The organism is Geobacter argillaceus (assembly GCF_007830735.1).
Taxonomy (GTDB): domain Bacteria; phylum Desulfobacterota; class Desulfuromonadia; order Geobacterales; family DSM-12255; genus Geomobilibacter; species Geomobilibacter argillaceus.
The window spans coordinates 70,853-84,705 of sequence record NZ_VLLN01000015.1 but is presented as its reverse complement, the minus strand read 5'-3'; the positions used below and the strand labels follow the sequence as shown (position 1 = coordinate 84,705).

At 57.3% G+C, this 13,853-nt stretch carries 8 protein-coding genes; all 8 read right to left on the bottom strand.

Annotated features, from left to right (window positions below):
• Positions 1-2: 2 nt before the first annotated feature.
• Positions 3-2,486: an efflux RND transporter permease subunit gene (locus JN12_RS12765; RefSeq protein WP_145023306.1), complete on the bottom strand. Its 2,484-nt coding sequence runs from the start codon at positions 2,484-2,486 to the stop codon at positions 3-5.
• A 23-nt stretch (positions 2,487-2,509) separates the two neighbouring features.
• A complete protein-coding gene (locus JN12_RS12760) occupies positions 2,510-3,613 on the bottom strand; it encodes a WD40/YVTN/BNR-like repeat-containing protein (RefSeq protein WP_145023304.1) in 1,104 nt (367 codons plus the stop codon).
• A gap of 96 nt (positions 3,614-3,709) precedes the next feature.
• Positions 3,710-5,059, bottom strand: a complete 1,350-nt coding sequence (locus JN12_RS12755; RefSeq protein ID WP_145023302.1) for a DUF1329 domain-containing protein — start codon at positions 5,057-5,059, stop codon at positions 3,710-3,712.
• Positions 5,060-5,074: 15 nt separating this feature from the next.
• Positions 5,075-6,667: a DUF1302 domain-containing protein gene (locus JN12_RS12750; RefSeq protein WP_170241917.1), complete on the bottom strand. Its 1,593-nt coding sequence runs from the start codon at positions 6,665-6,667 to the stop codon at positions 5,075-5,077.
• 433 nt (positions 6,668-7,100) lie between these two features.
• A complete protein-coding gene (locus JN12_RS12745) occupies positions 7,101-8,492 on the bottom strand; it encodes a sigma-54-dependent transcriptional regulator (RefSeq protein WP_145023298.1) in 1,392 nt (463 codons plus the stop codon).
• Positions 8,489-10,435: a sensor histidine kinase gene (locus JN12_RS12740; protein ID WP_170241916.1), complete on the bottom strand. Its 1,947-nt coding sequence runs from the start codon at positions 10,433-10,435 to the stop codon at positions 8,489-8,491. The genes JN12_RS12745 and JN12_RS12740 overlap by 4 nt, the downstream gene beginning before the upstream one ends.
• Positions 10,436-10,559: 124 nt before the next feature.
• On the bottom strand, positions 10,560-12,548 hold the full coding sequence (locus tag JN12_RS12735) for a sigma 54-interacting transcriptional regulator (protein ID WP_145023292.1): 1,989 nt from the start codon (positions 12,546-12,548) through the stop codon (positions 10,560-10,562).
• Positions 12,549-12,854: 306 nt separating this feature from the next.
• Positions 12,855-13,817: a DNA cytosine methyltransferase gene (locus tag JN12_RS12730; RefSeq protein ID WP_145023290.1), complete on the bottom strand. Its 963-nt coding sequence runs from the start codon at positions 13,815-13,817 to the stop codon at positions 12,855-12,857.
• Positions 13,818-13,853: the final 36 nt, after the last annotated feature.

Here is a 13,853-nt window from a genome sequence, read left to right as displayed (position 1 = left end):
TTTCAGCCTGACTTCGACACGTGACCCTCGGTCGATATGTCGGCTGCTTCTGCTGGATCCACTGCCGCCTCCCTGGCTTGAACGTTATTGAGCAGGAAGTGGGAGAGAGCCGGGATCAGCACGAGCGCCCCAATCATGTTCCAGACGAACATGAAGGTCAGGAGAATCCCCATGTCGGCCTGGAACTTGATTGGCGAGAATGCCCAGGTGACGACACCCGCTGCCAGGGTGATACCTACCAGCCCGACCACCTTGCCGGTGAACTGGACTGCCCGCTTGTACGCCTCCCGAAGGGGAAGGCCGCTGCGCTGCTGGTTCAGTTGAACACTCAGCAGATAGAGCGCATAGTCGACGCCGATGCCGACACCCAGGGCGATGACCGGGAGCGTCGCCACCTTCACGCCGATGCCGAGGATCACCATCAGCGCTTCGCAGAGGATCGACGTGACGACGAGCGGCAGGACCGCCACGAGCACGGCGCGCCAGTTGCGAAAGGTTATGAAGCAGAGCACGATGACGGCGGAGTAGACGTACAGGAGCATGGTACGGTTCGACTCTCTGACGACGATGTTGGTGGCTGCCGCGATCCCGGCGCTTCCCGCCGCCAGCATGAACTGCCGTTCCGGCACGCTGTGGTTTTGGGAAAAGTCACCCGCCACCTTGACCACCAGCTCCAGGGTCTCGGCCTTGTGGTCGGCGAGGTAGGCGATGATCGGCATGACCGTGCCATCGTTATTGAACAGGTCGGGGTTGTTGACCATCGACTGATGGCCGCCGTAGTTCAGCACCGCCTGGTTGCGGGAGAGGGTCAGCCATTTGGGGCTCCCCTCATAGGAACCGGCGGTGATCTGCCGCACCGAGTCGACCAGGGAAACGGTCGTCTGCACCCCTGGTACCTGCTGCAGGGCCCAGGCGAGACGGTCGGCTTCGATGAGCGTATCGTACTTCTGGCTTCCATCGGGTGGGGTCTTCAGAATGACCGCGAACTGGTCGCTGGATAGGGCATAGTTGGCGGTGATGTAGGCGTTGTCCCGGTTGTAGCGGGAATTGGGCCTGAGCTCGGGAGCCCCGGGGTCCAGGTCCCCTATTTTCAGGTTAAGGCTGACGGCAAAACCGGCAACGGCCAGTATCCCCGAGACTGCTATGGCGGCAACCGCCCAACGCCGCTCGGTAAAGCGGTCGAGGAATCCCCAGAGCGCGCCGAGTCCCTTTCCTTTGTTCTCCTCGGTTTCTTCCTGCAGGCTCCTCTTGGCGGCTGCAGGGCTGACCCCCAGAAAGGAGAGAAGCACCGGCAACAGGACCAGATTGGTGAAAATAAGCACTGCAACGCCGATACTGGCGGTCAGCGCCAGGTCCTTGATGACCGGGATGTCGATGAGCATCAGTACGGCAAAACCAACGGCGTCGGCCAACAGTGCCGTCATGCCGGCGAGGAACAGGCGCCGGAAGGTGTACCGGGCCGCGACCAGCCGGTGCGTGCCGCGCCCCACATCCTGCATGATGCCGTTCATCTTCTGGACGCCGTGGGACACGCCGATGGCAAAGACCAGGAAAGGCACCAGGATGGAGTACGGATCGAGCTCGAAGCCAAGGGTGGCGACAAAGCCGAGTTGCCAGATCACCGCCACCACGGAGCAGGCGATGACCAGCACACTGCTCCGTATGCAGCGGGTGTAGATATAAATCACGGCCGCGGCGATGAGCGCGGCGATGAGGAAATAGGTCATTACCTGCATCAGGCCGTCGATCAGGTCACCGACCAGTTTCGCGAACCCGACGATATGAATCCTGATCTTGCCGCTCTGCTTGCCGTTCTTACTGCTGTGTTGGGCCCGTATCTCCTCGAGCTTTTTGGACAGGGTGCTGTAATCGAGCGGTTTGCCTGAAACGGGATCGATGTCCAGCAGAGGGCAAAAGACTGCCGCCGACTTGAAGTTATCCGCCACCAGATCCCCGACCACCCCGGAACGGCCGATGTTTTGCTTGAGCTGATCGATGCTCTTCTGTGAGCCATCGTAGGTGTCGGGCATTACCGGCCCGCCCTTGAACCCCTCCTCGGTCACTTCATCCCAGCGCACGGCTGCCATCCAGATGGATTTCATCCAGGGGCGGTCGATGCCCGGGGTGAGGAATAGGGCATCGTTGACCTGCTTCAGCGCCTCCAGATACTCGGGATCGAAGATGTCTCCCTTGGTGTTTTCCACCACGACCCTGATCGAGTTACCGAGACCTCTCAGTTCACCCTTGTTCTTCAGATAGTTTTTGATGTAGGGCTGGCTCTGCGGAATCATCTTCTCAAAACTCGCATTGAACACGAGCTTGGTCATTTGATAGGCAAGAACCAGCGTCACCAGGGCGCAGACGGCAACCACCGCCTTCCGGTGGTTGAAGATCAGGCGCTCCAGCATGTTACCGGAGGACTGGTCGAAATCCTTCAGCTCCTGTACCACCGGCATGTCATCGACTTTGTCCGTTCCAACGGCCATTGGGAATTCTCCGTTTCAGTAATTTACTTCAGGGGCTGAACCTGTACGCCGCGAAGTCCTGCAATCAGCAGGGCATCCTTGCCGATGGCGGCGACTGCGGTGGCGAAGATCGACTGGTCCGTTTTGACCGATTTGAAACTCGACCCGTTGTCGCTGCTTACCAGCAGATCGCCGCTCTGACTGACCAGCACGATCCTTCCATCCTCGGTAACGGTGGCACCGGTGAGCCCGGCCTGCACCCCTGTTTCCACCTTCTGCCAGCCAACCCCGCCATTGGTGCTGCGGAACACATTGCCGCGCAGTCCGAAGGCGATGATTGACCCGGGTTTCCCGGTTATTCCGAAGAACGTGCCGTTGTACGGGGTCTTTTGGGCCGCGAAGCGCCCCGTCTTCCGGTCGAGCTTCAGGATGAGCCCCTGCTCGCCGCTGATGAACAGATCCTGGCCGACCGGCCTGATCGCGTAAAGGTGGAAGCGCTTCTTGTTCTCGGTCCGGTCAAACCACGGTTCCCAGCTCTTGCCGCCGTCAACCGTACGAAAGATGAGATTGTATGCTCCGACAATGAAGCCGGTGGTTTCGTTTTCGAACCAGACATCGAGAAACGGCTTGTCCGGCCCCTGTTCGGTGAAACTTTTGAGGTCTGCCATCAGGGCGGCTTCGGAGCCTTGTGGTCCTCCCTTGGGAGGCTCGATCTTCTCGTGGCAGCTCGAGCAGTTTTTCCACCCCTTGTGATAACTGGCCATGACCTGTGCTGCGGCGCGGCCGTCGAACTGCTTGACCCACGAACTGCCGCCGTTGGAACTGTGCACCACGACACCATCATGACCCACAGCCCATCCGTTCTGGGGGGACGGGAAATGCACCGCCACCAGGTCGGAACTGACCGGGACGCTCGCCTGGGTCCATTTTTTCCCCTGATCGTCCGAATACAGGATATGGCCCCGCTGGCCGACGCAGACCAAACGCTTGCCTGCCACGGCGACACCGTTGAGCAGGTATTTTATGGCAAGCGGACTCTCCAGCGCCGGGGTGTCGAGCACGTCCTGAAAAACAGGAGTGGCAGCGATGCAGTGAAATGCAACGAGACAGGATGTAATACAGACTGCGGTAACTGTTCGGCGGATCATATCTTCTCCTGGGCATCGGGGTATCTGCCCCGAATGATACAAACAGGGAGATACCCCCGGCTGATCGCTCAGCCGGGGGGCATTGATTGAAAAGAATCAGCGGACGCCACTGCCTGCCAGCGCGTCGGGTCCCCACTGCTTGTCGGGCAGAACCGATTTGTAGACAACGCCGCCGGTCTCGGCGATGTTCACGTCCAGGGTATAGACGTTCGAGTTGAAATCGTAGAAGCCGTGGGTCATGGAATAGGGAGCGTTCGCGTCGTAATTCTGGACCATGTACATGAAGGCGCTCCGGTAAAGCTGTCCGCGGCCATCGTACTCGTCACTGGCGAGCGCCGTCCAGCTGTCCTCGTCCAGATAAAATGTGCGTTTGCTGTAGATGTGCCGCTTGCCCGGCTTGAGGGTAGCTTCGACGACCCATACCCGGTGCAGCTCCCAGCGCACGAAGTCGGGATTGATATGCTTCGGCGTCAGCAACTGGTCGGCCTTCGAACCATAGACCAGCTTGTAACTGTTGTAGGGGACGTACAACTCCTTCTTGCCAACCAGCTTGAAGTTGAACCGCTCCATCGACCCGAGAAAGAGGCACCATTCGTCGTAGGCGGTGGCGCCGTTCAGCTGGGTGTTGGGAGTGTCGAAGTTGATGTCCGGGGCGAGTTTCGTCCTCCGCTGGCCGGGAAGATACTGCCAGGCGCGCCGCCCCTTGCCGAACATGTCGAGGGGATCGAGGACCAGGAGCATCTCGCCGGTGTTGCGGGGTGGGCCGGTACAGATGTCCCGGAGCCGGAAGAAGAGCTCTGCTTTATCCTTTTTGGGATCCCAGTAGGGCCAGTCGAGCAGCTCGTCCAACTGGTAGGTCATGGTCGGCCGGCCGGAGGCGTTCACCACCCATGAGCGGGGATAATGGTTCAACGAGACGCCGTTGTAACGGACGATATGGTTCCACATCGCCTCGTAGCCATCCTTCGGGATCGGGAAGGGGTAGGCGGCGTGGGCGCCGACCAGCGTGAGACCGTTGTTGGCGGTCTTCGTCGTCGTGGCCTGCTTGACGGTGTTGTCCAGGATATACTTGGGGAATCCAACCGTACGATGGGTCTTGTAGACGTCCATGCGAAAGCTTGGATACTTCTTCAGCAACGTCTTTTGTCCCTCGGTCAGTTTGTCGGCGTACTTCCCCATGCTCTTCTGATCGATGACGAACTGTGGCTTTTCACCGGCAAACGGGTCGGGACGCAGGGGTGACCCCTTTTTGAACCCTACCGGAGCACTGGTGAGGCCACCGGTGTACTCAGGGATCGTCCCGTCCTTGTTCCCCGCCTTTTCCGCACCGATGGGGGTGAGTGTCGAACCGAGCTTCTTCGCCTCATCAGCGGAGATCGCCCCGATTGCAACCCCCGCATACCCCAACAGCAGACCCGCTGTTACCAATCCTTTACGAAAAGTCATACAGAGTACCTCCTTCTAGAATGTATATCGGTAGGTGAATGAAAGTGTTCCCCGGTCCTTGAGCAGGGCCGGATCACCGTTGTTGACCGCAAGGATGCCGGTAGCCGGATCGGTTCTGAAGTCACCGAAGTAGTCCACATAGGCCAGATCGAATTTGTGCCGGGCAAGGTAGTCAACCGACAGGCCGGCACTCCAGGACCCGGCATTCTTCTGCATGATGTTCGTGACGCTGTTGCCGATCAGGCCTCTGCTATAGGACAGCGGCAGGGTGAGATCCGCTCCCGGAAAGACCTGGAACCAGGTAGGCGCAAAGTTCAGGTCGATCGAGACAAAATTCTTGGTGGCCTGATCGATGTCGGTGTAGCCGTTCCCGCCTTTGAACACCCCGAACTGATCCTGGGATACGTGAAGCCAGTTGCCCCAGTTGAGTTCTGCGATCCATTGGGCCGAATCGAACATCGGCGTTCGGTTGATGAGCCCCAGGCAGTTCAGGACCGCATGCAGGGTGTCGCCGCGGGCTGTCAACGTATCCCCTCTCCCCGGGAGGCCTGCAGTTGCAACTGCCACGGGATTGCTCAAGAGCGGCATATTGTGCCGGTACGAAAACTCTGCTCCCACGCTCACGCCAAGGATCTGCTGGGAAAAACTTATGCCGTAGAGGTCGATGTTGTCAGGGTACGCAAAGCGAAGCTGGCCGGTATCGGTATCAATGTGAATCTGCGGCATTTTGTCGGAGAAATTCCGGTAATAGAAGCCGAGCGTTGTCCCGTTCAGCCCTTCAGGACTCCAGCGCGCCCCGATTCCCCAGTCGCCGATCTGATGGGGGGTGATGTCGCTGCCCCGTGTGAGGCCGAATCCTCCCTGGGCGCCGTTGAGAAGAAAGTCGTAGATTCCCATGTACGATCCCGATTCGGGATACCGGTTGGGTTCCCACTGCAGGAAATACTGTCCCATGATGGTGAGGGTGCTGGTCGGTTGCGCGGTAACGCTGATGTTGTTGAGGGGGCGAAAGAGTTCCTTTATGCTCGTGTTCGGGACCGCATACCCTTTGGCGATGTCAAGCGGCGACTGGGCATAGGATATGCCGTTGAGGGCGGCATTCAGCAGCAGCCCCTCGCCCCAGAACTGGGTATTTCGCCCCACTTTGATCTGGAACGGGATCTCCGCCAGTTCGAATTTCCCGAAGGCAAAGGCGTCGAGCAGTTCGCCGCTTGGGCCGGCGTAGTAACGCTTCGTGTAGTTATTGATGGCAACCTTGTTGCCGTTTCCGTCCACAGCGTTCGAGGTCGTCAGGTCATCGCTCAGATGATTGTGATACACCTGGTCATACCACCCTGCACCACTCAGCCGGATGCCGTATGCCTTCTGGTAGGAAACGTCAAATTCTGATATCAGGTCCAGCCGGCTTGCCACGATTCCGTGTCTGAAGTTGCGTTCACCGTCGTCGTAATCCGGATTGGCCACAATTGCCTTGTCCGGTTGCCCGACCCGGTAGCCCAGATTGTACCTGATGGAATTGTCCCAATTGACCTTGACGTCATCATTGCCGGTCTTGATCTCAAAAGCGCCGGCACTGCCGTAGCCTCCCAAAAGCGAGGTCAACGCCATTGTGATCAGTCCTGACCGGAAATGACTACGTCCCGTACCTCTTGCGCGCTCGATCAAAGGATTTCCCATGCACCCACCTCCCATGTAATTGCTCCCCGCGGCTTACTTCACATCATGGCGCTCCTGCGTTCAAACCCATGTTCCATAAAAAACAGTCGCAAAACAAGCTGTGTCGAGGCTATTTGTTGACATACCCGGAATTATTCAAACATCGTTCCAATTAGATATTTCAACAAATTAAGTTACATTAATCGCATATCCAGCTGATAATACGCGCTATTTGTGTTCAGTTATAACAATCTTATATAATCATTTTAATGATTCGAGCACCTGGACATGTATGTGGGACATGTATGTCTCGAAGTGGTGGAGAGGGAGAGACTTAATTGTCTCATCTGATGGAGAACGAGGAAGGGAGTGGGACTTTTGTGTCTCAGCTGTTGCGGAACGAGGCGGGATTGATCCCCCAAATATGGAGGAGCCGATGGATGTGACGGCGATTTATGCCTGCATAATCGGCCACTTTGGTGACATTTCCCTGAAAGTGATTCAGGAGCGATTGAAAATAGCTTCGCCCCACTTCTTCGAGAACCTGGTCCTTGAGTTCGGAAAATGTTTGGGAAGGCAATGACGTAGTGAGGGCTTGCAGACTGTTCGGAAGATGCTTTACATCAAGAATGTCAGGATTATGAAATGTCATGACCTGTTCCAGAAGATTCACCAGTTCACGGACATTGCCGGGCCATTGATAATTGCTGAGCAGTTTCATTGCCGAGGGAGAGATGCCGGAGATCTTACGGTTGAGCTTGCGGTTCAGACGGGTCAAATACCACTCGACCAGCAGGGGAATGTCCTCTGCCCGGTCCCGGAGGGGAGGGATGCAGATCTCGATCACCTTGAGCCGGTAATAGAGATCCTCCCTGAAACGGCCTGCCTGAACCTCGCGGGCAAGATCGCGGTTGGTTGCCGCAACGATTCGAGCCTGTGACAGGCGGCGCCGGGTCTCTCCGACACGCACGAAGGTCTTTTCTTCGAGGACGCGCAGCAGCTTCTTCTGGATACCCAGCGGGATTTCACCGATCTCGTCGAGAAAAACCGTTCCGTCCGCTGCTGCCTCAATATGTCCGGCCCGGTCTTTGTGCGCCCCGGTAAAGGCCCCCCGGGCATGGCCGAAGAGTTCGCTTTCAATGAGCGTATCGGGAATGGCGGCACAATCGACGGTAATGAAAGGTTTTTCGCGGCGTGAACCGGCGACATGAATAGCGTGGGCAATTACTTCCTTCCCTGTGCCGCTCTCACCGGTTACCAGTACGGTCGAGTCGGTGTCCGCAACGACCTGAACAGCATCGAGCACCTTGCGAATCGCCTGGCTTTTCCCCACTATGCCCGAGAATTCACCGGCCCGTCCGGTTGCTTCGGCAAGGACGCGGAAACGGCGCTTCTGTTCATGGTGATCCAACGCTTTTTTGAGTGTCAGATCAACAATGTTCAGATCAAACGGCTTTGTCAGGTAATCAAATACCCCGGCCCGCATGGCCTGGACAGCGCTATCAATGGTGCCGAACCCGGTCAGAAGGATGACCGGCAGGTCGGGCATTATTTCCAGCGCCCTGGCCGCCAGTTCCACGCCGTTCATCCCCGGCATATTGAGGTCGAATATCGCCGCGTCGGGTTGCCAGGAGCTGATCAGTGAGAGGCCGTCGCTCTGCTTCAGCTCACCGACGACCTCATACCCCATCGACTCCAGGGCCGTAACAAGGGCCGTCAGCAGGGGGCGCTCATCATCAACTACCAGAATTCGTGCGCTGGGTTCGGCATTCGTCATTGATCTCTCGTTATCGGCAATGCAACTTTAAACAGGCAACCGCAAGGGGAAAGATTCCTCATTTCGATCGTGCCGCCATGATTCTTTACAATGTTATATACGATCGAAAGCCCCAGGCCGGTTCCTTCTCCGACTTCCTTGGTGGTGAAGAACGGCTCGAATATATGCGGGACATTGGCCTCGGGAATCCCCGGCCCCTCATCGGCAATTTCGAAGAGGAAACGTGATGATTCACCTCCACTAGAGTTGACGTAAGTCTTTACACTAATCATGCCACCTTTTCCCTGGGCATCGAGAGCATTTCGTACCAGGTTCCAGACAACCTGTTTGAAACCTGAAACATCGGCAGGGATGGTTTGGCAATCGTCACACAGGGAAAGGTGCAAATTCACGCCACGGGTCGCGGTTTCGTACTCCACCAGGCCGACGATCTCCCTGATGATGCCGTTCGGATCGATTTCCGTGATCTGCGGAAGCTGGAGCCGGGACAGGTCCAGCAGATTGTGCAGCTGTTCCTGGATCCGCTGGATCTCGCCCATTACTACCTTCATGTTTTCCGATACATCGGGAGGAATATCGTTCCTGCGTAATACCATCTGGGTGTAGGTGGATATGGTTGCCAGGGGGTTGTTGACCTCGTGTGCAACCCCGGCTGCCAGGCGGCCGACCGCCGTGAGTTTTCTCCCCTGCTCCACTTCCGCAAACGCCCGCTGCAGTTCCGCCGTCTTTTCCTTAAGACTGCGAGCCATTGAATTGAGCGCCTTGGCAAGCTGACCGAATTCGGAAGAATCTTCAGGGATACGATGTGAAAGATTGCCGTTGCCGAGTTCGAAGATCCCCCTGAGGAGGGTTCGAAGTCCTTTTGACTGGTGAATGATGACGATGGCGGAGATGCCGACCACACCAATCACGACAAAAATGAGAATGTGGAAGAAGTTGAGCCGCATGTTTTTCGTTTCGAGCAGGATCTTCCGGGCGCTTTCATTGGCAGGAATGGTGAGTTCATTTTCGGGAATGAGATAGACAATCTTCCAGCCGAGAGGTTCGACGGTCGCATGCCCCACAAACACCTTCTGTCCCGAGATCTCGACCATCGAGACATTTCCTTTTTGCGCCTGGATGCGGGCCGACATTTCCCGGATCTGTGGCAGGGCGGATTTTGTCAGCTTCTGTCCGTGGGAGGGAAATTTCAGGTCAAGTCCGAGTTCAGCGAGTGGCAGATTGGCCGAAGCCGCTACGATTTCGCTGCCGGACAAAAGCAGGGAGCTTGCTCCTTTTGGCAGCCTGCTGCCGGCAATCTCCCGGAGGAGATTTTCAATCGTGAGGTCGATACCGATTGTTGCCTCGAACTGTCTGTTGATATACACGGGTGAGATACAGGAGATCATCCACTCCCGGCTCAGGGGGTCGAGGTATACCGGGGTGAAGAGCACTTTCTTGCGGGGATTGTGGGATGGATCGGCAAGGTAGTAAAAAGGCCAGGAGGTAAACTCCCTTTCTTTGGGCATATAGGTGAAATCATGCCACGGATACGCACGGGTTACGCCGTTTCGATGAACTATCCAGGCGAACACCATTCTCACTTCACGCTCGGCCAGCGGCTTCAGCAGAAGGTCGAGCGATTCCGTGGCAACAATGACCGAATCCTGGGAAGGCTCATACTGTGGGACATACAGAACCGAGTTGCCGTCCTTGGTTTCGTTACCGTAAATACCATTCTTATTTAGATGATATCGGCTGCCGTTTCTGAACAGGACCGGGGCTGGATTCTTGAGGATAGTTTGGGAATACGAAGCAAGCATGTAGGTCTCATCCTGAATCCTCGTGAACAGGGTTGAAAGCCTGGTTGCCTCCTCGGCGAGCAGATCCTGCAGATGCTTTTCCTGCGACGAAATGAGGACGACCCGCGCTTCTTCAATGGCAAAATCCTGGATTTTCTTCAAGTGGCCGGATGAAATCGTCAACATCAACCCGATGGGCAGAATCCAAAGAAGGCAGAATCCGAGGAATAGTTTGATTTTCAATGTTCAGCGCCTCTGATGCCGTCTAACTGCGGACAGTGCCACCCTATGGTGCTTCGGAAAGGGTATTTTTTCTCCTGATCCCCAGCCTCTTCATGCGCGAGTTAAGGGTAGTCGGCTTCAACCCCAGGATTTCCGCGGCTCCGTTCCGGCCGCGAATGCGCCAGCCGGTTCTTTCCAGCACGGAGTTGATATGCATCCTCTCCATTCCTTCGATGGTCATCGGCTGGGTAGTGATCGGGGAGGAGCCATCCTGTACGTCAACAACGAGCGTAGCACCACTGCTCAGGATCATGGCCCGCTCCACCAGGTTTCGCAACTCCCTGATATTTCCCGGCCAATGGTAGCGTTCCATGGCCTCCATGTTTTTCTTGGGAATCCGCTCGATCGTTTTGCCCAAGACCTTGCCGAACTCCTCGACCATCGCCCATACCAGCAGCGGGATATCCTCCCGTCGTTCGCGCAGCGGCGGAACCACTATCGGGAACACGTTCAAGCGGTAGTACAGGTCCTCACGAAATCGCCCTTCCCTGACCGCCTGGGCAAGATTTCTGTTGGTGGCGGCAATGACCCGGACATCCACGTCAACAGGCTTTGGGCTACCCAACCGTTCAAACTGGCCCTCCTGGAGTACCCTGAGCAGCTTCGCCTGGAGTTCCAAAGGCAGTTCGCCGATCTCGTCCAGAAAGATCGTTGAGCCGTTCGCCGCCTCGAATCTACCGATCTGACTTGATGTCGCCCCGGTGTAAGCCCCTTTTTCGTGGCCGAACAGCTCGGCTTCGATGAGTGCTGCCGGCAACGCGGCGCAGTTCACCTTGATCATGGCGCGGGCCTTGCGGGTGCTGGTGTTGTGGATGGCCCTCGCTATGAGCTCCTTGCCCGAGCCGGTTTCGCCCAGAATGAGCACCGTGGTGTCAGTCGGGCCAACCTGCCGCACCTGGAGCAATGCCCGTTGAATGGCGTCGGACCGGCCAATGATCTCGTCATGCTTGTATTCGACACTGATCTGATCACGCAGATAAATGTTCTCCGCTTCCAGGCGATCCTTCAGCTCCTTTATCTCGGCCAGGGCATCCTGGATCTTCTGGTCGGCCCGCTTACGCTCCACAGCATTGGCAAAGATCTCCCACAGGAGGCGAAGCCGTTGGATGAGTTCGTCGGGCCACTCTACCTTATTCCGGTAGGAAACAAAGGTAATGGTCCCCACAATGGTCCCGCCAACACTGGCAGGAATGAACATGATGGATTTGATGCCGCCCGCTTCCTTGCAATACTTTCGTTCACGCCAGAATTCATCCGGAAGCTCTTCACTGTCGGAAATCCTGAACACCTCGCCCTTGCGCACCATATTCATCCAGACCGGGATCAGATCCACGATCACCGAAGGCGGCTCCTTTATCCCCGGCAGGGCAAAGGAGTGGGCGAGCAGCAACCGGCCCCCGTCCGGAGACAGGTACCAGATGCTGCTCCGCTCGAACCCCAGGAACTCCACGAGCTTTTGCAGACCCTGCTTGATCTTCCGGTCCACTTCGCTGACCGGCACATTGATGAAGGTGGACGAAAGATCGGACAAAAGGGCCTCAACCTTCAGACGCTCGATCTGCACATCCTCCTTGGTCTTCTGTTCCGTCACGTCCCGGACGATCAACCCGCACCCCAACACGGGCCCGTCATCGCCCTTGAACGGGTGACAGCTGATCAGCCAGAATCTATTTTGCGACGACAGGTCGGGAAGCTGCGTATTCACGACAACTTCCCGCTCCACAAAGGAGCGGTCTTCCCTGATCGTGCGGGAGAGTACCGGCTCGATGGCCAGGGCGATCTGCAGATCGAGTTCACCGATCGTCTTGCCGATGTGACGGTCCGCCGGGATACCGTCGATTATCACCATCCGGTCGTTGACGTGAATATAATGCAACTCCCGATCAAATACCGCGATCCCGTAGCTGGCCTGCTCGAATAGCTGCCCGATCAGACTGAGTTTCCCCTGGAAAAAGTCCGCACTGTCTTGTTGCCGGCCACCTGCACTAGTCATCTCAAGACCTCTGCTGCTTTTGTAAAAAATCGTTTTAAGTATAGCATTATGCGTAATTGTAGCAAGTTATGCTTATTTAATCTGTCTTCAATCGCCTTCTGTCCAGATGCCAAAATGCTTTATCAAACATGCCATGCCATTTACGATCAGGTAATCCGTTTGCATCGCACCGCTTGCGCAACAACAAATCAGTGCTGACATCCCCTTGTCTTTTGCCCCTGTTTCGCTACAGTTAACACCTTGAGGCAATTGAAAACTTAGTGCTTGAAACGGCAACGGGGAGGGCCACGAAGGCGACTCCCCGTTTTATGTCCTGGCAGAAGAGCAGAGCTCGGGAAAGGCGCGCAGAACCTCGCGGACCGCGGTGATGGAGAGGCTGTTGCCGACCAGGTGCCACTGCTTGCGTAGCGACAGCGTGGCCGGGAAACTGAACCCGGCCGGAAAGTGGAGGAGACGGGCGATCTCCCCGGGGGTGAAGCGGCGCACCGTCCCGTCGTGACGGAGATAGGAGCCGGCATTGACGATGGACCGGCCATAACCGGCAGTGAAGCAGGTGGTATAGGCGGACGGGTCGGACGGATCAAGAATGCGCAAACCCTTGCCGAAGCGGGCGATGATACCGTCGGCCAGGCGCAGTTCCGGTGGCATCGCCTCCCCTGGCAGCGGGTCCAGGTACTCACCGAGCCCCCTCCCCTGCTCCGGTGATGACGGCTCAGGCGCCGGGAGCGGGCCGCGGGACGCAGCCAGGTAGTAGCGGGGCCGCCGGGACGGAACCCCCAGTCCGGTCGGGCAGATCTGACGTTCCAGGAGGCTGTAGCCCCGTTCCGAGAGGAGTCGGGTCAGGCGGTCGTGGGCCTGGGAGCCGACAAAGCCGGCCACATTCTCCAGCGCCAGGTGGCGCGGCAGCCGGTCGTCGGGAATCCGGCCCAGCAACTCCAGGATACGGACCAGGCTCCGGGCGCGGTGGTCGGCCAGGTCCCGGCGGACACCCCGCTCGCAGTAAGGCTGGCAGGGTGGGGAGAGCCACCAGAGGTCCGCGGAAAAGTTGGTCAGTTCCCAGGCGCTCACCCGCTCCAGGTCCAGCTGGTGTGCCGGGTGAGTCGGAAAGTTGCGACGGTAGACGGCAAGCGCCTCCGCGCTCTGGTCCAGGGCTCCCACCACCTGTACGTTCCACCCCGCAACGGCGGCGGCAAAGCCGCCGATGCCGCAGAACAGCTCCAAAGCCCGGACTGTTCCGCCCGGCGCCGCTCCATCACGTTTTTCAGACATTCCATCCATGCGGGCATTTTATGTTTCATGGCGGCT